The organism is Paenibacillus puerhi, assembly GCF_009846885.1.
Taxonomy (GTDB): Bacteria; Bacillota; Bacilli; order Paenibacillales; family NBRC-103111; genus Paenibacillus_G; species Paenibacillus_G puerhi.
The window spans coordinates 240,189-260,892 of record NZ_WUWM01000002.1 but is presented as its reverse complement, the minus strand read 5'-3'; the positions used below and the strand labels follow the sequence as shown (position 1 = coordinate 260,892).

The 20,704-nt window shown below is 48.6% G+C and carries 15 protein-coding genes; 14 read left to right on the top strand and 1 reads right to left on the bottom strand.

All coding sequences use genetic code 11. The features are described 5' to 3' along the window. The first annotated feature begins 2 nt into the window (after window positions 1-2). The 7 genes from GSF01_RS30170 to GSF01_RS02845 all read left to right on the top strand — a co-directional run bounded on the left by GSF01_RS30170 (window position 3) and on the right by GSF01_RS02845 (window position 12,085). Entirely contained in the window at window positions 3-4,829 is a 4,827-nt protein-coding gene (locus GSF01_RS30170) for a GH32 C-terminal domain-containing protein (RefSeq protein ID WP_407945738.1), read from the top strand. Between the two features lie 502 nt (window positions 4,830-5,331). Beyond that, entirely contained in the window at window positions 5,332-5,970 is a 639-nt protein-coding gene (locus tag GSF01_RS02870) for a hypothetical protein (RefSeq protein WP_159881512.1), read from the top strand. A 57-nt stretch (window positions 5,971-6,027) separates the two neighbouring features. Further along, the gene (locus GSF01_RS02865) at window positions 6,028-7,788 is read left to right on the top strand and encodes a methyl-accepting chemotaxis protein (RefSeq protein WP_159881511.1); all 1,761 of its coding nucleotides are present in this window, start codon (window positions 6,028-6,030) and stop codon (window positions 7,786-7,788) included. Window positions 7,789-8,226: 438 nt separating this feature from the next. Beyond that, complete coding sequence (locus tag GSF01_RS02860) at window positions 8,227-8,985, top strand: DeoR/GlpR family DNA-binding transcription regulator (protein ID WP_159881510.1); 759 nt, start codon at window positions 8,227-8,229, stop codon at window positions 8,983-8,985. 17 nt (window positions 8,986-9,002) lie between these two features. Continuing rightward, entirely contained in the window at window positions 9,003-9,809 is an 807-nt protein-coding gene (locus tag GSF01_RS02855) for a Cof-type HAD-IIB family hydrolase (protein ID WP_159881509.1), read from the top strand. A gap of 15 nt (window positions 9,810-9,824) precedes the next feature. Further along, window positions 9,825-10,025 (top strand): 2-hydroxymuconate tautomerase family protein, encoded by a 201-nt coding sequence (locus GSF01_RS02850; protein WP_159881508.1) that lies wholly within the window; start codon window positions 9,825-9,827, stop codon window positions 10,023-10,025. Window positions 10,026-10,735: 710 nt separating this feature from the next. Beyond that, window positions 10,736-12,085 (top strand): glycoside hydrolase family 172 protein, encoded by a 1,350-nt coding sequence (locus tag GSF01_RS02845; protein ID WP_159881507.1) that lies wholly within the window; start codon window positions 10,736-10,738, stop codon window positions 12,083-12,085. Window positions 12,086-12,209: 124 nt separating this feature from the next. Here GSF01_RS02845 and GSF01_RS02840 read toward each other — a convergent pair whose 3' ends face one another. Beyond that, window positions 12,210-12,653 (bottom strand): sensor histidine kinase, encoded by a 444-nt coding sequence (locus GSF01_RS02840; protein ID WP_235941234.1) that lies wholly within the window; start codon window positions 12,651-12,653, stop codon window positions 12,210-12,212. Window positions 12,654-12,910: 257 nt separating this feature from the next. On the opposite strand from GSF01_RS02840, the gene GSF01_RS02835 reads away from it, so the two are divergent. Genes GSF01_RS02835 through GSF01_RS02805 form a run of 7 tightly spaced genes read left to right on the top strand, consistent with a single transcriptional unit; the run spans window position 12,911 to window position 20,640 of the window. Next, window positions 12,911-14,578: a polysaccharide deacetylase family protein gene (locus tag GSF01_RS02835; RefSeq protein WP_159881506.1), complete on the top strand. Its 1,668-nt coding sequence runs from the start codon at window positions 12,911-12,913 to the stop codon at window positions 14,576-14,578. A 21-nt stretch (window positions 14,579-14,599) separates the two neighbouring features. Further along, entirely contained in the window at window positions 14,600-15,844 is a 1,245-nt protein-coding gene (locus GSF01_RS02830) for a DegT/DnrJ/EryC1/StrS family aminotransferase (protein ID WP_235941233.1), read from the top strand. Between the two features lie 8 nt (window positions 15,845-15,852). Beyond that, entirely contained in the window at window positions 15,853-16,770 is a 918-nt protein-coding gene (locus GSF01_RS02825; RefSeq protein ID WP_159881505.1) for a Gfo/Idh/MocA family protein, read from the top strand. 4 nt (window positions 16,771-16,774) lie between these two features. Further along, window positions 16,775-17,779 carry an alpha/beta hydrolase family protein gene (locus GSF01_RS02820; RefSeq protein WP_159881504.1) on the top strand — a complete coding sequence of 335 codons (1,005 nt, stop codon included), beginning with the start codon at window positions 16,775-16,777 and terminating at the stop codon, window positions 17,777-17,779. Continuing rightward, window positions 17,776-18,798 carry a Gfo/Idh/MocA family protein gene (locus tag GSF01_RS02815; RefSeq protein WP_159881503.1) on the top strand — a complete coding sequence of 341 codons (1,023 nt, stop codon included), beginning with the start codon at window positions 17,776-17,778 and terminating at the stop codon, window positions 18,796-18,798. Before GSF01_RS02820 ends, GSF01_RS02815 begins: the two co-directional genes overlap by 4 nt. A gap of 45 nt (window positions 18,799-18,843) precedes the next feature. Beyond that, complete coding sequence (locus GSF01_RS02810; protein WP_159881502.1) at window positions 18,844-19,791, top strand: carbohydrate ABC transporter permease; 948 nt, start codon at window positions 18,844-18,846, stop codon at window positions 19,789-19,791. A 12-nt stretch (window positions 19,792-19,803) separates the two neighbouring features. Then, window positions 19,804-20,640 (top strand): carbohydrate ABC transporter permease, encoded by an 837-nt coding sequence (locus GSF01_RS02805; RefSeq protein WP_159881501.1) that lies wholly within the window; start codon window positions 19,804-19,806, stop codon window positions 20,638-20,640. Window positions 20,641-20,704 lie beyond the last annotated feature (64 nt).

The following is a 20,704-nucleotide window of genomic DNA, read 5'->3' as shown; positions in this document are numbered from 1 at the left end:
CCATGGCTGTGGTGTCTATACCGGTACAGCATACCGAGGCTGCTGCAACACAAATTGCGAGCTGGAAATTTGATGAAGGTACAGGGAAAACGACGAAGGAAACTGTAAGCGCTTTAAATGATGCCATTCATTATGTTCACAATAACGCGGTGTACAAGCCATCAAGCGATCCGATCTGGAGAAGCGACGGTATATCGAACAGCGCCCTGCTCTTCGATGGCTACTCCAATTGGGTAACGCATAATCCGATCCAGACTCCAACGAACGCCATGACGATAGAGGCATGGGTCGCTCCTCGCGCATATGAATGGGGAGACAACGGAATACTTTCAGCGATCGTTAACCAGCATGATAAGCCTGGCAAGCAGGGGTTTCTGCTAGGTATGTTCCGGCATGGAGCGTGGTCTTTCCAAATCGGCTCAAAGGGCCAATGGTATGAAGTATGGTCCCATGAGCCATTACCCAAATTCGAATGGTCTCACATTGTTGCGACGGTGGATGGCACAGCAGGCACCATGAAGCTGTACTTGAACGGGAAAGAAGTTGCATCTCGTACTATTCCAGCGAACTCCACTATAACGCATTCATCCAATCCTTTGCTGATCGGCAAAAACAATCAGAGCACACAGCTCGCCGCCTTCCCCCTCAATATGTTCAACGGCCTAATTGACGAATTGAAAATAAACAGCGGCGCCTATAGTGCAGCGGAAGCTGAGAGCGCTTATCAGAGCTACTTGACGCAGCTAGGCGGCAATGTACCGACGCCTAACTTAAGCTTTGATCGAAGTGTATACAGCGGAGACAAGCATCGCCCGACGTATCATGCCATTGCTCCGGGACATTGGATGAATGAGCCTCACGCGCCTCTCTACTACAATGGACAGTACCACCTGTTCTATCAGAACAATCAACACGGTCCTTATTGGCACAACATGCACTGGGGACATTGGGTGAGCGAAGATATGGTGCATTGGCGAGATCTTCCCCCGGCCCTTGCTCCAGAGCTGTTCCAAGCAGATCCCGATGGAGATTGGACAGGTACGGCTGTATTGGACGACAGTGGCAATCCAACGCTTTTCTTTACCGCAGGCAACGATTCCAAGCCGTATATCAGCAGTAATCAGAACGTCGGCGTCGCACGCAGCACGGTCAAAACAGACGGTGATAATGATCTGAAGAGCTGGGTGAAAGAAAGGAAGCTGGCCGTTGCCCAGCAGCCTGGTCAAGGAAAACTCGGTGAGTTCCGGGACCCTTATGTGTTTAAAGATGGATCTACTTGGTTCATGTTCGTCGGTACGGGGATTGAAGGCCAGGGAGGAACGGCTGCCGTTTACTCGACGACGGACCCGAATCTGATGAATTGGATGTATCGCGGTCCGCTTTATCAGACCAATCAAGCGGAATATCCGTACTTGGGTGCCGTGTGGGAGCTGCCTGTCCTGCTGCCTCTTGGCAAGGGTAAGCACGTACTGGCGATCAGTCCGGTCGGGCCCGGAGCCGACGTAGAAGTTTACTATTGGATTGGAAGCTGGAACAGCAGCACGGCCAAATTCATCCCGGACCACCCCGAGCCGCAGCTCATGGACTTTGGCGACTTCAAATTTACAGGACCAAGCGGATTTACGGATCCGGCGACCGGCCGCAATATTATGTTTACTATCGCACAAGGCGAGCGTCCATCTCAGGAGGAATCCGATGCTGGCTGGGCTCATAACGCAGGACTCCCAGTGGAATTATCCCTTAGGGCAGACGGTCGCTTGGGTATCAAACCGATCGATGAGCTTCAGTCGCTGCGTGGTCAACAACTTCTCAATATGACGACTGATACCAGCTTCGCGGCGGCCAACCAAGCGCTTTCCTCCATAACAGGCGATACGCTCGAGATTGAGTTGGAGCTTGCTCGAGGCTCGGCGGATCAAGTCGGTATCAAAGTTCGAAAATCTCCGAACAGCGAAGAGGAAACGCTTGTTTATTACAAGAACAGCACAGATGAATACGGTGTCGATCGAACGAAGACGGTAGCGGGTACTAGCAAAGGCATCCAGAAGGGGAAAGTTGACATTGGAAGCGAAAACGTCAAGCTTCATCTCTATCTTGATAAGTCGATGCTGGAATCGTACCTGAACGGCTTAAAGTCTATTACGACACGCACATACTCCACAAGGGACGATGCGAAAGGCCTGCAACTGTGGGGCGATGCGAACACGAATTCAATTGTAGTAAAATCCCTTAAGGTTTGGAGAATGAATTCGGCTTATGAAACGGTGCCCGTAAGCGGAGTGACACTAAGTCCGGCTAGTCTACAGGTAACAGTCGGCGGCAAGAAGTCGGTGTATGCGACTGTAGCTCCTGCTAACGCTACAAATAAAAATGTAACGTGGACATCTAGCAACCCTTCCGTTGCAACGGTCAATAATGGCGTAGTAACAGGTAAAGCAAGCGGAACGGCAACGATAACGGCTAAAACGCGGGACGGATCTAAAATGGGCTCAAGCACAGTAACCGTTGCAACTCCACCAGCTTCCGTGAACTTGACCAACGGCGGGTTTGAAACCGGCGATTTGAGTGGTTGGATCGTGGAGAGCGGCAATGCGTTTACGAATGCAGCCGTTACTAACGAAGCTGTGTTTTGGGATAACCAACCATTCAATCATAAGGGCAATTATCATCTATGGGGAAATTTAAGCGGCGGAGATGCTTCGACTGGCGTACTCAAATCGCAAGTCTTTACACTGGGCGGAAACGGACAAGTCAGTTTCCTCGTAGGCGGCGGTTCGGATATTGACAAGCTGTACATAGCCTTCGTACGAGCTTCCGATGGCAAAGAGCTGTTCAGGTCTACAGGTCCAGGAACCTATTGGAATTGGCAAAGTAATAAGGGGGAGACAGAAGCTTATACACGGAGATACTGGGATGCTACGGAGCATATCGGTACTTCTATGTATATTAAAGTTGTCGACGAGCGAAGCGACGGTTGGGGTCACTTGAATGTAGATGACTTCATTGTTCCTGTTCAAAACTCAGGGCCATCAGATACCCAGGCGCCAAGCGCACCGACGAACTTAGCCTCATCTTCGAAAACATCGACCTCGGTTTCGCTAACTTGGACAGCCTCAACCGACAACGTGGGCGTAACGGGCTATAACATCTATCGGGGCGGTACGAAAATAGGTACGTCGGCTGCAACCAGCTATACCGATTCTGGCTTGAACGCGAGCACTGCTTATACGTACACCGTAAAAGCTGTAGATGCTGCAGGCAATGAGTCGGCGGCTAGCAACAGTTTGAGTGTTACAACTAATGCGGGGGCTGCGGATACTCAGGCGCCAAGCGCACCGACGAACTTAGCCTCATCTTCGAAAACATCGACCTCGGTTTCGCTAACTTGGACAGCCTCAACCGACAACGTGGGCGTAACGGGCTATAACATCTATCGGGGCGGTACGAAAATAGGTACGTCGGCTGCAACCGGCTATACCGATTCTGGCTTGAACGCGAGCACTGCTTATACGTACACCGTAAAAGCAGTAGATGCTGCAGGCAATGAGTCGGCGGCTAGCAACAGTTTGAGTGTTACGACAGAAACGGTTACTCCGGGCGAGCCGCAAGGAATTGCGAATCATGACTTTGAGAGCGGTGATTTGAGTGGTTGGACGGTTGTAAGCGGTAATGCCTTCAGCGCAGGGGACGTTACTGCTGATACGGATTGGGGCTGGGGAGGGCCGTTCAAACAGAACGGAACGTACCATCTTTGGGGATTCAAGGACGGTGGAGACGACCAAGTGGGAATCTTGAAGTCTGAGACATTTACGCTGGGAGGCAACGGTGTGATTGACTTCCTCATTGGCGGCGGCAAGGATCTGAACAACTTGTATGTTGCTTTTGTCCGCGCCTCGGATGGGGTCGAGCTCATGAAGGCTACCGGTAACAACAATGAGGAGTATACTCGTGTCGAGTGGAATGCAGCTTCACATATCGGAACAACAGGCTATATCAAGGTTGTAGACAATGCGACAGGGGATTTTGGACATATTAATTTAGATGATGTCAACGTTCCGACCCAGCAGTCATCCACTGATTCGACTGCGCCGACTGCTCCGAGTAATGTCGCGACTACGGCAACCTCAGCTCAATCCATATCATTAACCTGGTCCGCTTCTACCGATAACGTAGGTGTTGTCGGCTATCGTGTGTATCGTAATGATGTTGAAGTGGGTGCTGTTACAGCAACAAATTTTACGGACAATGGCTTGGCTCCAAGTACATCGTACACGTATACGGTGAAGGCGTATGATGCCGCCGGTAATTTGTCTGCATCAAGCGCTTCGCTAGCTGTTACGACTACCCATGTACAGTTGAGGGAGCTTACAAATCATGACTTTGAGAGCGGCGATTTGAGTGGTTGGACCGTTGTAAGCGGCAATGCCTTCAACGCAGGGGACGTTACAACTGATACCGATTGGGGCTGGGGAGGACCGTTCAACCAGAACGGAACGTATCATCTTTGGGGCTTCAAGGACGGTGGAGATGACCAAGTGGGAGTCTTGAAGTCAGAGACATTTACGCTGGGAGGCAACGGTGCTATCGATTTCCTCATTGGCGGCGGCCATGATCTAAACAACTTGTATGTGGCATTAGTTCGCGCTTCCGATGGTGTGGAATTGATGAAAGCTACAGGAAATAATAATGAAGCCTACAGCCGAGTTCATTGGAATGCTGAAGCTTTTATCGGTACAGCATGCTATATTAAAATTGTTGATCAAGCAACAGGTGGCTTTGGACATCTGAACGTAGATGATGTTAATGTTCCTGTAGTGGTATCGCCGTAATATATTTTTTATATTAAACTAATAAGCTGAGCTAGTGCCGAAATTAATCGGCACTAGCTTTTATTTAGTTCTTTATTTCCGCGGGCAGGTTTTTCATTAATTATGAAGTGACAGTTTCTAAACAACTCTGGAAGAACGATAATAAATGGAATGAAAAATACAGTGAAAACACTTAATAATCAGCGTGGTATTTTCGATAATATATAGTAGCATTACCTTTAGCAGAACTGATTTTAGAAATGTGAATGTATTGGAGTAATCATTTCATTCGATATATTCATCTCCTAAAAGGAGGGGATATTTTCTAACCAAAACACCATGTTGATGAACGCATCATATTCCCTACGTAATCGTTTAACTAATGGATTCTGAAGGAAAGGTAATTTGTCACTCAAAATTAGAAGCTCAAGCAAGGAGTATTCCGACATTAAAGGGAGTTCTCAAACAGGTACGTAATCGTTTAACTTATTCACCATATTTATTTTTTCAAGGAGTGCAAACAATGAAGGTTATTACAAATCGTTCTTTTTATTATTGGTTAATATGTATAATTTGGATGATATTCATAACAGGATGCAATAACTCGCTTCACAATATCAGTAATTCTCAAATTATAAATGGTGACTTTGAGACAGGGGACTTAACTGGATGGACCGTTGTAGAAGGAGATGCCTTCAGCAATGAAACAGTTGTAGATACCGCAACTTTCTGGGATGAAAATATCCCCTTTCAACATGAAGGTAAGTATCATTTGAATGGAGTTATTACAGGCGAACAGAAAGTAGGGAAATTACAATCTTCTACTTTTAGGTTATCGGGTGATGGTACCATCACATTCAAAATGGGGGCCGCCAGAGATATCGAAAAGACATATGTCGCTGTTTGCCTTGCCAAAACGAATGATATCATTTTTAAGCAGCCCAATACATTCTTTTTGGATCCTGGTATTGCCGAAGTAAGTCAGTATGATAAAGGACTCGCTTATACTAATAACTATGCGGACTATGCCATTTATTTGCCTGAATATATTGGACAAGAAATGTATTTGTTGATTGTAGATGACGATAGTGACGGAGATTTTGGTTTTATTAATGTAGATAGTATTAAAACCTATTATGTGGACGGAGTAGCCATACCCTGAGGGAAAGTTTGGTAGAAGAATTATTTAAAGAAAAAGCTACAACAGGAGTGGGTAAAGTTGAAAAAAACTATAAACTTTCATTTAAATTTAAAAAAGAAGTTAATGGTATCGTTCGGGCTGCCTATTTTTTTGCTAGGGGTTGTGATAATTGCTTTATCACAAATAAATATAAAGAGTACAGAGGAAATTATCAGGAACTCATATGATGTAGTATCTGATTCCAAATTAAAAATTGTAGATGTGAATAAAGGGTTTTATCAAGCCATGCATTACTTCGGAGAAACGATGAACATAGAGGTTCGAAATGAGCAGTACCTCAATAATAAGACTAAGTATCTTGAGCAGATAAGAGAAATTAAGCTGCTGCTCAACGAAGCTAAAAAGATTATTCTCACCAATGAAGAGATGAAAAAAGCAACGGACATACAAACTAATCAATCATTCCAAGAAAAATTCCTTGAGTTAGAGAAAAATTTGTATAAGTGGACCAATTCTGTCTCTTCTGAAATTTTGCGCAAGGAGGCAAACAGGGAAGGAAAAGTAAACAATGAAGTCTATATACAACTTAATGAAACAGAACTAACTTTAAATCAGATTGTAGATATGGTTGACAATTACAGCAAAGAACAAAGAGTCATTTATGAAAACAAGGCTCAAGTTATATCAAAAACAACCATATCAGTCACTTTATTACTATTTATATTTGGATTAGTCTTCGCATCTATTTTCGCAAATCGCATGTCTAAACCAATTTTGCAAATCACTGAAGTCGCCGAACAAATGGCAAAAGGGGATTTGAATGTAAATATTGAAACCAAATATTCTAATAACCACGATGAAATCGGTACATTATACAAGTCCTTTGTTCTTATGGTTACGAATTTTAGAAATTTAATATGCGAGATGACGGAGGCTATTAGCAAGGTTAATGAATCTTCAATTAAATTAAGTATCGTTTCCGGTGAGATGGTACAGTCAGCAGATCAAATATCGACAAGTATTCAAGATATTTCAAGCGGTGTAACGGAACAAGCGCAAAAAACTGAAGAAGGAGCTTCTAATACAGTTCAAATTGGTCAAATTATTGAGACGACACATAAAAATTTGTTGAAAATGGGCATTGCTTCAGAAAATATAAATATTGTTGTTAATGAAGGTCTGGAAGTTATCCAAAGTCTGACCGCAAAAAACAAAGAAACTATATCCGCATCAAATGAAATATTTAATAGCATTGTGAATACAAATAGCAGTTCGGAAAAGATTAATGGATTGAGCCGGGGCATTGCCGATATAGCTGAACAAACTAATTTGCTAGCATTGAATGCAGCAATTGAAGCTGCACGCGCAGGAGAGGCCGGCCGTGGATTCTCAGTTGTATCAAGTGAAATTCGAAAATTAGCGGAACAAACGTCTCTCTCGGTTAAAGAAATCAATAAAGTTGTGAAGGAGTTGCAAACCAATTCCAACTATTCCGTTCAGTCAATGGAGAGAGTATCTACCATTTTGGGTGAACAGTCCCAGAGTGTAGCGATTGTAGAACAAAAGTATCAACATATCTTAACCGCTATAAATGAATCTGTTCAAATCATACAAGCATTAATTGTGTCAGGTAATAACATGGAAGAAAATAAAACGGTTATTTTAGATACGATGCACAGCTTGTCTGCAATTGCAGAGCAAAATGCAGCATTAGTTGAGGAAATCACAGCAACGACACAAGAGCAAGTTGGTTCCGTCGAAAATGTCAACTCTGCATTTCAAAATCTTGGATATCTCGTTAAACGGGTACACAGTAGTATTGGTAAATTTAATGTGTGACCTGAAATAGTTGAGTGCATCACGAGTGAGTTCAGAGACAGGATATCATGGTACCGCGTGACCGGCAGGGAGCCCTCCCTGTGGAGGATTGAGACAGTGCTCGCCCCCGAGGCTATCATCAGGTGGAGGCCCCTCCATTATTGCTCTGCCTTCATGCCCTTACAAGTAAATATTATAAATAAAAAGAGAATCCAAGTGCGGATTGTCTTTTTTATTTTATAATTTTGAAAAGTATAAGTTCTGAGCGTCAGCTCAACCTTTCTAATATTGCAAGAAAAGCCACGGCGGCTTAAACACGAATGCCCTACATTTAAGGTCTTCGATAGAACCATTTATTATCAATGACTTATAAGGAAGCGGAAATATGTAAAATAATACTTGAAAATACTTAAAAAATGTATAATAATACTTATATATACTTACGAAGCGGAGGGCGTTATGTATCAAGAGGATAGATTGCTTAAATTGCTTGAATGGTTAAATGAACGGCATAGCCTTTCAGTGAATGAACTTATGGATCGCTTTAATATATCCAGGGACACGGCACGCAGAGATATCCTTAAATTGGTTCAGGAAGGAGCAGCTATTCGTACCCATGGCGGGATCTCACTTCCGCTGCTCAATGATAAGCTGTTAGCTTATCGGGAACGTGTAGAATCATTTTCGGCTGATAAGCGATCGATAGGGATAAGTGCTCTAAGATTCATTGAGGATCACAAACATTATTTTTTTGATGTTTCTACTACGGTTAACTGTTTGGCTGAATTAGTAACCCAACCGATTAAGGTGTTTACGCATTCACTAGATAATGCGGCCATATTTTCAGAAAAACCAACCTCGACTTTATATGTATTTGGTGGTCGTTTGCATCACAGTAACCGATTTTTCGTTGATCTGGATATCGTCAATCAATTAGAATCTATGCATTATGATACAGCCTTTCTAGGAGCAGCTGCCATTACCGAGCAAGGCATCTTCTATGACGATCTGGAGGACGCCAGGGTCAAAAAACGGGTAGCTAAGCAATCTGCTAAGAATATCGTTCTCGCAGATACTCAGAAGTTTATGAAAGAGAGCTATTTTAAAGGCGTGGATTGGGCAGAGATCGATATGGTCATTACCAATCACAAACCACCAGACTTATTTGTGAAATTAATGAACGATAAGCAGATTAAATTGATCGTTGCAGAAAATTAAGAAGGGATGTGTAAATCGTGAACTATAAGATTTTATTTAGCGATATAGATGGAACCTTGTTGAATTCAAAATCTCAAATAAGCCAAGAAACGCTGAAGGCGATTCGATCATTAAGACGATCTAATATTCCATTTGTCCTTGTGTCTGCGCGGATGCCCAAAGGTATAGAACCCTATCAGAATCAAATAGGGACGCATGAAGCTATGATTTGCTTTAGCGGAGCCCTTGTACTTGGCCCACTACAGTCTAATGGCCATCGGGAAATCATACGAAATATCCCATTGAGTAGTGAGGAGATCCAGTGCGTTTATTCATTGATTCAACCGGATTACGACATTACTATTAGTTTTTATAACAAGGATGAATGGTATGCTGAAGCTTTAGATGAAGCTATTTTGCAAGAGTCAGGGATTACATCTATTCAACCTAACCTTTGTGAACTTAAAGCGATGATCAAAAAAGTAGAGATGAATAAGATGTTGTGTATTGGCAATCCGAAACACATTGAATATCTGCAGGCAGACATATCCAAGCATTATCCTAAACTTACTGTATATAAATCAAAATCAACCTACTTGGAGATCATGGCACCGCAAGTAAGTAAGTCCAGCGCGATGGATAAAATATTAGAATATTATAATTTTACTAGAGATATAACCGTTGCCATCGGGGATTATTACAATGATATAGATATGCTTCAAAATGCGGGACTAGGGGTTGCTATGGGGAATGCGCCCGAAGATGTCAAGAAATACGCAGATGAAATCACAGCGAGCAATGATGAAGATGGTTTAAAGCTTATCATTGAAAAATACTTTTGCTAGGAGGTACATAAACCAATGCCATTTGTAAATATTCGTATTGTGAAGGACGTCGTAACAGCCGATCAAAAATCTCAACTCATTCAGGGTGTAACGGATTTGCTAGTTCGTATTTTAGATAAAGACCCTAAACAAACGGTTGTCATTATTGATGAAGTATCTACAGATAATTGGGGGATCGATGGTAAATCTGTAACAGAAATTAATACTTCTATTTAATTATTACGTAATCGATTACGTAACTTTTTAAGGAGATGATATTTTATTTAACATAAGCAACCATGCACTTTATAACTAAAAAAAATAAAAGTGAAAGGATGTGTCCATGTTGGTAAATTGCTTCAAGCGTACTCTAGTTTTATTGTTAACAAGCTCAATGTTACTAAGCTCCTTGATCTCTACTGCTTCCGTAGTGAGCGCCGCAGCAAGTACTGTCGCTCATTGGAACTTTAACGAAGGTGCAGGTACAGTAACTTTGCACACATGAATGTAGATGATTTTAATGTGCCTGTAGCACCTGGCCCGATTACGGGATCGCTGGCAAACCACGACTTTAAAGCGGGTAATTTAAGCGGCTGGACGGTTGTGAGTGGGGATGCTTTTACGGATGGGGATGTGAACTCAGATACCACTTGGCGGAGATGGACAAATCGACTTATTGGTTGCAGGAGTTCAAAATAGTAATCAATTATATGTTGCCTTAGTCCGTGCATCAGACCATCAAGTCTTATTTAAAGTAACGGGTCAGGACAGTGAGTCTTACACAAGAAGAAACTGGAATGCATCAGCCCATATTGGGGAGACCTTATACATCCAGGTGATGGATCAAGCTACTGGCGGCTGGGGGCATATCAATGTTGATGATGTGAATGTTCCGGTTCAACAAGAGTTCACTGACGATGTATAGACAGAGAGGGGAAGGTTTCAATATGTCTATTGATTCTATTAATTTTTTGGGGAATTTAACTAAAACGAAGCATGCGCGTTCTGCGCGTGCTTCCAGTTGGGATCAAACTGGCCGCGATCAGGATTACTGGATGATTCCTGCGGGAGAGACAGTAATACTCGCGGACATTGAAGGACCGGGCTGTATTACGCATATGTGGATGACTTCATTTTGCCGTAGAATGCTAGGGCCAAGCATCATGATCCCTCGGCAGGTTTCTAAAGTGGCATCTGTGCTCGAGATTCATAATGCGCTTGGCGTTTCTTACGAGGTGACGGATCCGGCATGGTACCGCAAAGTATTAATTAAGATGACTTGGGACGACCAAGCTCATCCTAGTGTGCTTACTCCCTTAGGGGACTTCTTTTGTATAGGACATTCCATGCCGGGTACATTCTCATCTCTTCCTTTCACAGTTTCAGCGAAGCCAGGTGAGGAGTACAAGTTTGGCGGCGTATCCTCGGTTAACTGTTATTTGCCTATGCCGTTTAATAAAAAAGCTAAAATTGAGATTATCAATGAAAATGATGTGCCTTTTGGCTTATTCTTTTATATTGATTATGAAATGTATAAACAGTCGTTGAGTGAGGAGACAGTATATTTCCATGCACAATGGCATCGGGAAAATCCATGTGATGGCTGGGCGCCTGAGATCCAGGTGAATTCCCCTGAGGTGAATAGTGTGCCTAATATTGAAGGGAAGGGCAACTATGTTATTTTGGAGGCAGAAGGTCAAGGGCATTATATCGGCTGCAATCACTCTGTCGCTCATTTTGAAGAATCCTGGTGGGGCGAAGGGGATGATATGTTCTTTATAGATGGAGAACCTATTCCGAGTATTGTTGGGACAGGCGGAGAGGATTACTTCGGCCATGCTTGGGGAATGCAGAAGGTTTCATTTCCATTCTGCGGATCCATTGTTCATGAGAATGACGCGCCTGGATATCAAGTGTCGTACCGATTCCATGTACTGGATCCCGTTTACTTTTCAAAAAGCATTCGCGTGACCATGGAGCATGGACACGCCAATCACTTAGCAGACGATTGGTCTACAACGGCCTATTGGTACCAAACGCTGCCATCTAAACCGTTCGGAATTTTACCAGTAGAGCAGCGAATCCAACGGATGCCGGAACGCCAAAAGCCTCCAGTTCCAAACGTGAAGGAAAGGGAAGATTTTAAAGACCTGCACAACGTATACCTAGAAAGATTCGACACATACCAAGCAGAACTTAGTAAGGAAATGGAAGTCAAATTTAACAACACTAGAAAGTTCTCTCAAGGTAATATTGATCTAAGCCAGAAGCTAAGACAGCAGTTCGATAAAGAATAAGTACATCAAGGAACAAAGCCAGGAGCTCCTATTTGGAGGATTCCAACAATCAATTAATTCTTGCAGTAAAGAGGTTGATTCTTACGGATCAACCTCTTTCTTCGTTACAGCTGAACAACATGATTCATCTAGGAAAATGAACCACAAATTCTGCTCCTCCGCTGCGTTCTGACTTATCTACCTTGTAAAAGCGATCGAACAAATGCGGGATCGCTTCCGCCGGAATTCCCGGTCCCGTAACCTGTACGGTCACGACAACAAATGCCGGATCTTCATCGGGAGAAAAACGAATCGAAATTTCACCGCCAGAAGGGGTATGCCGAAGCGTGTTGGCCACCCGATTCAGGATCACTTGTTTGACCCGCTTAGCGTCGATATCCGCTTCGATTGGGACGATACGGCCTGAACGGTTTAATCGAATGCCCCGCGCTTCGGCTTCAGGACGGATAAGTTCCGCCAAGTCAGCCAGCAGCCCGGACAGATCGGTCGCTTTCCGCTGTAAATGCATTTCGCCCGCCTCTGCCGAAGTCAAAAAATGCAGCTCATCCACCAAGTGAATGGTCACCATCAGCGATTTTGCCTATCGGGCCGGTGTTTCGATGGCTCTGTAGGGCGTGACACATAGAATAGGAATGGTATGAAGCCACTATTCAAATAAAAGGTGCTTTCTCTAAAGGTCATGTTATGACCGTTTGAGGCAGCGCCTTTTTATATTGTGGGGAAGTCAAAAAATTTCTAAAAAGGTCAACGATATGGCTTATGAGCCTGCGGGAGGGTCCGGTAGAATGGGATTACCGAATAAGGAACGAGAAGAAGGTGACCTTCATGAGACTAGCAAAAGTAGGGGTACTTATCGATGAAGCAACGGTCCGGCGGTGGCACAGCGTCGGTCGAAATGCGTTCGAGTTATATATTAAAGAGATTTTGGAGCATGCAGGGATGCCTTACGAAAGACTTACAAGTATGCAGCAGCTGCGCGCGAACGACTGGGATATCCTGATCGCTTCCGTTGTCCCGGAATCCGCTGATGCGGCAGACCGCCTTTGGAGCTTTGCTGAAGCGGGGGGCACGATCATTTCCTACGGCGGACTGGGGGCTCTGGCCAAGCGGCTTGGCTGCGGGCAGCAGCTGCCTATAGGAGCGGGCTATGCTCGGGTTTCCGAGCTTGGCGAGGTGCCGGTCCCTTTGCGGTTTCTCTCCGCGCAGTCTTGGTCGGGCGCGTCTCCAGGCAGGGGTGAGCTTCATGTTTCCTCGCCCGGCGGTGAGAACGGCGGTTCGCTGCTGCGGTCCATTTCTGTAGGACGCGGCATCATTCACCGCTGGTCCGTGGACATTCCGTCGACGGTGGTGCAGCTGCAGCAGGGGGCCGGACCTGTGTTGCAGGACGGGATTCCTTGCCCGGACGGAACCGCGGATATCGATGAAGGTATTCTGAAGGCAGATGACGGAGTTACTCTGCACTGGGCATGGGATCGGGAACGGACGGCGACGGGGATGCCGTACTATGCTTATCCTCAGGCGGATTACTGGCGCGAGGTGCTACTGTCCCACTTGGTCCGATGCGCGCTAGAAGCCGGCTGTACCTTGCCCTTCGTCGATTATTGGCCTGAAGGGACGGAGAGGGTGGCGGTCATCTCCTTCGACAGCGACTTCAACCTGGATGAAACGGCCATGACAACACTGGATGTCTTGAACGAGCTGAAGGCTTCGTCCACCTGGTGCATGATCGAGCCGGGCTACTCCGATGAGGTGTATCAACGAGTGAAAGCAGAGGGCCATGAGCTGGCGCTCCATTACAACGCACTGGAGAAGGAAGATGGAATCTGGAGTGCAGAGGAGTTCACCCGCCAACGGAAGTGGGCCGAAGCCGCAACCGGTACAAGCGGATTAACCTCCAATAAAAATCACTATACGCGGTATGAAGGCTGGGGGGAGCTGTTCCGTTGGTGCGAGGCGAACGGCATTCAGACGGACCAGACGCGAGGCCCTACGAAGCGGGGCAATGTGGGTTTCCTGTTCGGCACCTGTCATCCGTACTTCCCGGTTGCGTGGCTCGATGAGCAGAATCGCCGATATGATGTGCTCGAGCTTGGCTTTCTCACCCAGGATCTGAATCATCCGAGCTTATCCGATACTTCGGTCATCGTGCCGTTCCTGGAGCGGGTGGCGGAGGCTCAGGGCGTAGCCCACTTCTTGTTCCACCAAATTCATATCCACCGGTTGGAGCCGGTAAGGCAGGCCCTTCGAGAGGTGATTACCGAAGCAAGACAGCGCGGCTATACGTTCTGGACGTCCAAGCAGGTGAATGATTGGACGCGGGCGCGCAGATCGATTCGCATCGTCGGCCTTGACGAGGATAACCAGGTACAAGTGGAGCGCGGCGCTGCGACAGAGCAAGTTGTGGTATGGGTGCCTCTCTCGCAAGCTGAAGCCGTGCCGGAGGAGAAGTTGAGTTACCGGTACGGCGTGCCGTGCCGGAAGCATATTCACTAATACGATGAAGGAGGAAGCCGCATGCTGATGAATCAAGAAAAGCTCGCCATCCACGGAGGCAGCAAGGTGAAGACAACCCCATTCGGAACGGGTCAACGGTTTGGGGAGGAGGAGGTAGCCGAGCTGGTTGAGGCGCTGAATCAAAATACGCTCTTCTACCATTTCGGTGGGAAGGTTAAGCAGTTTCTGTCCGATTTCAACGCCATGTACGGCGTGCGTTATAGTGTAGCCGCCTCCTCGGGGACGGCAGCCATCCATGTTGCGCTTGGCGCGGCAGGCATCACGGTAGGCGATGAGGTGATCACAAGCCCTATCACCGACCAAGGAACGCTTATTGGCATCCTGTACCAAAATGCGATCCCTGTGTTTGCTGACCTGGACCCGCATACGTACAATATGGACCCGCAATCCATCGAAGCGCGGATTACCGAACGGACGAAGGCAATCGTAGTCGTCCATCTGGCGGGAAATCCCGCGGATATGGACCCGATCATGGAGATTGCCCGCAAACACAAGCTGAAGGTGATTGAGGATTGCGCTCAAAGCTATCTGACGAGATACAAGGGCCGTCTGGTTGGAACTATCGGGGATTACGGCTGCTTCAGCACGAATGACTTCAAGCATATCTCGACAGGGGACGGGGGGCTTGTTACGGTCAACTCCGGCGAGGAGGCCGATTACCATGTGACGCATGCCTTTGCGGATAAAAATTATCAGCGCTTCGGCAGCAGCGTTCAGCGCGACTTGCACTATCTGGCCCCGAATTACCGCATGACCGAGCTGCAGGGAGCCGTAGGCATCGCTCAGCTGAAGAAGCTTGAGACGATATGCGAGCGCAGGAGGCGTCATGGCGATCGAGTCACGGAGGGGATCAAGAACCTTCCCGGTATTCAGCCGCATCATGTGGAGTCTGGGAATGCATGCACCTACTGGTTCTATATGCTTCGCGTGGAGCTGGGCGAGCTGACCTGCAGCCGGACGGAATTCTGCAAGGCGCTGGAGGCAGAGGGCATCCCTAATATGGAAGGCTACATTCCGGACGTCGTTTATATGCAGCCGCTCTTTCAGAACCGCACCGCCTATCGGAACTCGCATTATCCGTTCGAGCTGACCGGCGTAACGTACGAAAGAGGGCTGTGTCCGGAGGCCGAGAGCATCCTGCAGACTGCGATACGGCTGCCGATCAATGAATTTTACACCGAGCAGGATATAACGGAGATGATTGCGGGCATTCGCAAGGTCGCCGACTTCTACAGAAAGCGATAGGTGAAGAGATGACGACAACGGGCAAATTGCGGATCGGTGTGATCGGTTTGGATACCTCCCATGCCACGGCATTTACGGAGCTGTTGAACAATTCCAGTCATCCGTATCACGTTCCCGGCGGGGAAGTTGTGCTTGCGTATCCCGGCGGGTCCGACGACTTCGAGCTGAGCCGCTCCCGCGTACAGGGCTTCACGGAGGAGCTGCGCAGCAAGCACGGCGTGCAGATCGTCAGCACCCCGGAGGAAGTGGCGGAGGGAAGCGATGCCATCCTGCTGGAGTCGGTCGACGGACGCGTGCATCTGGAACAATTCCGCCAGATTGTTTCCTATGGCAAGCCGGTGTTCATCGATAAGCCCTTTACGGTCGATGCGGGGCAGGCCGGGGAGATCATCCGTCTTGCGGAGAAGCACGGCGTACCTATCATGAGCAGCTCGGCCTTGAGGTATGCGGAGGGTGTCCAGGAAGCGGCTGACGTCAACGTCATCGGAAAAATCATCGGCGCCGACTGCTACGGGCCGATGGAGCTGCAGCCGACGCAGCCAGGTTTATTTTGGTACGGCATTCACAGTGTAGAGATGCTTTATACCTTCCTGGGCCCTGGCTGCGTGACGGTCATGGCAACCGCCACAGCCCTTCACGATGTGGTGACAGGCCGGTGGGAGGATGGCCGGATCGGCACGATCCGCGGCAACCGAACCGGAAATATGACCTTCGGCGCCTTGGTCCATCGGGAGCAGGACTCGCATTCGGTGGAGGTCAACGCCCATAAGAAGCCTTATTACGCGAGCCTGCTTGAACAGATTATGCCGTTCTTCCGGACCGGCAGGTCCTCGGTGCCGATAAGCGAGACCTGGGAGATCATCCGATTCATCGAAGCGGCGAATGAAAGCAGATTGACCGGGAAGCCGGTATCCTTGAGGAGCTAAGGGGGTGAGGATCCTGCAACAGCTTGCGCCTTTAACGGCGGAACTTACTCCACAAGCGCCATGGGAAGCGAAGCGGGACATCATCCGCCTGAAGTGGCTGGAGCTGATCGGCGGCCTGCCGTCCAGGGTGCCTGTCCGCTACCGCATCTTGTCTTCCGTCGCCGAGCAGACGCATACGCGGCATCATCTAGAATACGATACGGCGCACGGCGATAAGGTCATGGCCTACTTGCTCGTTCCTCATGAAGCCGCAGAGCCGAAGCCTGCCGTCCTGGCCCTGCATCCTACCATTGATACCGGAAAGGACGACATAGCCGTAGCCTCAGGAAGGCCCGGTCGAAGGTATGGGCTGGAGCTTGTGGAACGCGGCTATATCGTACTTGCTCCGGATACGATCACGGCCGGTGAACGAAGGCGAAGCGGGGAACCGTACTTCCATACGGCCTCGTTCGAGGCGCAGCACCCCGAATGGTCGGCGGTCGGCAAGATGCTGACCGATCACTTGCAGGGAGTGGATCTGCTCTGCAGCCTGCCCGGGGTGGATGCGGAACGGATCGGCGCGATCGGACATTCTCTGGGCGGATACAACGCGTTCTTTCTGGCCGGGGTCGATTCGCGCGTGAAGGCTGTGGCCGTCAGCTGCGGACTGTCGACCTTCTACGGCGACCCGGAGCCGAACCGCTGGGGAAGACGCAGCTGGTTCAGCCATATCCCCCGGGTAACCGACGCGTTAAGCAGCCAGAGTCTTACCCTGGACTTTCATGAGATCGCCGCGTTAGCCGCACCTGTGCCATTCTTCTGCTGGATAGCCCAACAGGATCGATACATGCCGCATTGGAAGGAAATTGGTGAGGCGGCGGAGGAACTGCAAGCTCTGTATGCTCATTTGGGATATCCAGAACGATTCCAAGCGGTTATCGGCACGTCTGGTCACGACTTTCCGGATGTAATCCGAAGATGGGCCTATGAATTTCTGGACGACTGGTTGAGGAGGGAGCCGCCGGTATGAAGCTACATCGCTTCGGGGTTGTCGGGCTCGGCATGATAGCCGACTTTCATATTCAGGCCATCGAGGCGCTGCCTAACGCGAGACTCGCCTCTGTGTGCTCGCGCAACCAAGAGAAGGTCGCGAGCCTGGCGCAAGCCTACAGCTGTAGCGGCACGACCCGGTATGAGGAGCTGCTGGCCGATCCAGAGGTCGAGATCGTCTGCGTCACGACAGGCAGCGGCAGCCACTTTGCTATTGGCCGGGAGGCGCTGCTGGCGGGCAAGCATGTGCTGCTGGAGAAGCCGATGGCCATGACCTCGGCGGAGGCCGCCGAACTGACGCAGCTTGCCAAGGAGCGAGGGCTAAAGCTAGGGGTGATCTCCCAGCGCCGGTTCGAGCCGCAGCATCAAGCGGTTCACCGGGCGATAGCTTTAGGCGTCCTCGGCAAGCTTCTGCTCCTAGAAGTGCGATGCCCTTTCTACCGTACCCAAGCGTATTACGATGCGGCTGACTGGCGGGGGACTTTACTTGAGGACGGAGGCGCCTTGATGAATCAGGGTATTCATTCGATCGATCTCATGCTCTGGCTCGCAGGTCCGGCCCGCTCCGTCATGGGGATGACCGCGACTCAGACCCATCGCATGGAAGCCGAGGACCTCGGCCTCGCTCTGGTGAAATTCGCTAGTGGCGCCTATGGAACGATCATGTCCTCCACCAGTATCCAGCCGGGCTATCCGCCGACCCTTCGCTTGTATGGGGAGAGAGGCTCGATTCACCTAGAGGGAGCATCGATCGCGGAGTGGCACGTACCCGGCCTGCCGGAGCCTGATCCAGAACAAGCGGAAGCGGGTACAGGAGCTGGCGTGAGCAATCCTTCTCACATTCCGAGCCGCTTCCATAAGCTCCAGCTGGCCCAATTCTTGGAGGCTCTAGAGAAGGGCGGCGAGCCTGCCGTCACGGGGGAGGATGGGCAACGGGCGGTTGCCTTGATCGAGGGGATTGTACGCTCTGCAGCCGAATCCCGGGAAATACAGCTATAGGAAGGCGCGAAGACGGCTTCAACGAAAGGGGTGATACCATTGCACATGCATACTCAAGCGCAGGCAGAACCAGGCGCATCGTCGATGTCCATCCGCAAGAAGCGGCGATTCAATAAGAACAGGCTGTTTGAGAATCTCTATGGTTATGCGTTCATTTTCCCTATGCTGGTCGGGGTATCGATTATGACGCTGCTGCCGATTCTGGCTTCCTTCTTTCTCAGCTTCACGGAATGGAATTTTCTGCTCGGCTTTAAGCGCATCGATTTCATCGGCCTGCGTAATTTTGAGCGGCTGCTTGCAGACGATATCTTCTGGAAGTCATTAACGAACAATGTCATCTTTATGCTGGTTGTGCCGGCTACGTTGGCCTTTTCCCTGCTCCTTGCCGTGCTGATCAATAAATATGTGTACTTTAAAGACTTGTTCAAGGTCATTTACTTCATGCCCTATATTTCGAGTATCGTGGCTGTAGCCATGGTGTGGCAGGTGCTCTTCCATCCATCCTTCGGTCCGGTGAACAATCTTCTGATGTCGCTTGGTATAGAGAACCCGCCCAAGTGGCTCGCGGATGTCAACTTTGCGCTTCCGTCCATTATGATGATTACGATCTGGGTATCGATCGGCTACAATCTCATTATTTACATCGCGGGCCTTCAGAACATTCCGCCGGAGCTTTACGAGGCGGCCGAGATCGACGGAGCGAGGCCGGCGCAGAAGTTCTGGAATATCACGCTGCCGCTGCTGTCGCCGACGACCTTTTTCCTGCTGATTACCGGTCTGATCGGAACCTTCAAGGTATTCGACGTGATCCAGGTGCTGACCGGGGGCGGTCCGGCGAATTCCACCTCAGTAGTGGTCTTTCACTTATACGAGACAGCTTTCGTTCATTTGAAAATGGGCTACGCCTCGACCATGGCGCTGGTGCTGTTCGCAACGATTTTCCTCATCACGCTCATTCAGTGGTACGGCCAACGCAAATGGGTCAATTATTAGGAGGTGCCGCCGATGACTCTCGAAAAACTGGATATACGGAAGGTGATTGCTACCGTCCTGCTGCTGGCTGTCGGGCTGACGTTCCTGCTTCCCTTTGTCTGGATGGTGTCCACCTCGTTCAAGTCGGAGGCCGACGTCTTCACTTATCCGATCGAATGGATTCCGAAGAACGGGCAAGCGGTGCACAACTATAAAGAAGTATGGATGGGCAAATACCCGTTTTACCTCTTTTACTGGAACTCCATCAAGGTAACGGTGCTGACGACCTTATGTTCCGTGCTCTTCTCCTGCATGGCGGCGTATGCCTTCGCGAAAATCGACTTTAGGGGCCGGGAGGCCGCCTTCCTGATCGTTCTGGCGACGTATATGATCCCAAGCCAGGCGATTCTTGTTCCGCAGTTCATTATTTACCGGGAGCTCAAGCTGTTCGACACCCATGCGGGACTCATTCTTCTGAACAGCTTCAGCGTGCTTGGGACCTTCCTGCTCAGGCAATTTTTCCTAGGTATCAATAAGGAATATATGGAAGCGGCCAAAATCGACGGCGCAGGCCATGCCAGGATTTTCCTGACAGTCGCCATTCCGCTGATCCGGCCGGCCATTGCCACCTATGCTATACTTAGATTCATCTGGACCTGGAATGATTATCAGAATCCGCTCATCTTCCTGCGTTCGGAGCATCTGCTGACTCTGCAAATCGGCATCCGCAAGTTTGCCGACGCCTACGGCGAATTTTACTCGCTCATTATGGCCGGCTCGGTCATCGCCATCGTGCCGCTGTTGATCGTATTCGTTCTAGGACAGAAGCATGTCATCGACGGTATTTCTCTTGGCGGAGTGAAGGGATAGACGACTCTGTACCGGCGGCGGCTTGTGGTCTGAATATAATAAAGCGCATACAAACTCGATCTGG

Excerpts from the sequence above, each read along its gene's own strand:
- GSF01_RS30170 (WP_407945738.1), top strand. The coding sequence starts at position 3 with ATGGCTGTGGTGTCTATACCGGTACAGCATACCGAGGCTGCTGCAACA.
- GSF01_RS02870 (WP_159881512.1), top strand. The coding sequence starts at position 5,332 with ATGAAGGTTATTACAAATCGTTCTTTTTATTATTGGTTAATATGTATA.
- GSF01_RS02860 (WP_159881510.1), top strand. The coding sequence starts at position 8,227 with ATGTATCAAGAGGATAGATTGCTTAAATTGCTTGAATGGTTAAATGAA.
- GSF01_RS02850 (WP_159881508.1), top strand. The coding sequence starts at position 9,825 with ATGCCATTTGTAAATATTCGTATTGTGAAGGACGTCGTAACAGCCGAT.
- GSF01_RS02845 (WP_159881507.1), top strand. The coding sequence starts at position 10,736 with ATGTCTATTGATTCTATTAATTTTTTGGGGAATTTAACTAAAACGAAG.
- GSF01_RS02840 (WP_235941234.1), bottom strand. The coding sequence starts at position 12,653 with ATGGTGACCATTCACTTGGTGGATGAGCTGCATTTTTTGACTTCGGCA.
- GSF01_RS02835 (WP_159881506.1), top strand. The coding sequence starts at position 12,911 with ATGAGACTAGCAAAAGTAGGGGTACTTATCGATGAAGCAACGGTCCGG.
- GSF01_RS02830 (WP_235941233.1), top strand. The coding sequence starts at position 14,600 with ATGCTGATGAATCAAGAAAAGCTCGCCATCCACGGAGGCAGCAAGGTG.
- GSF01_RS02825 (WP_159881505.1), top strand. The coding sequence starts at position 15,853 with ATGACGACAACGGGCAAATTGCGGATCGGTGTGATCGGTTTGGATACC.
- GSF01_RS02815 (WP_159881503.1), top strand. The coding sequence starts at position 17,776 with ATGAAGCTACATCGCTTCGGGGTTGTCGGGCTCGGCATGATAGCCGAC.
- GSF01_RS02810 (WP_159881502.1), top strand. The coding sequence starts at position 18,844 with ATGCATACTCAAGCGCAGGCAGAACCAGGCGCATCGTCGATGTCCATC.
- GSF01_RS02805 (WP_159881501.1), top strand. The coding sequence starts at position 19,804 with ATGACTCTCGAAAAACTGGATATACGGAAGGTGATTGCTACCGTCCTG.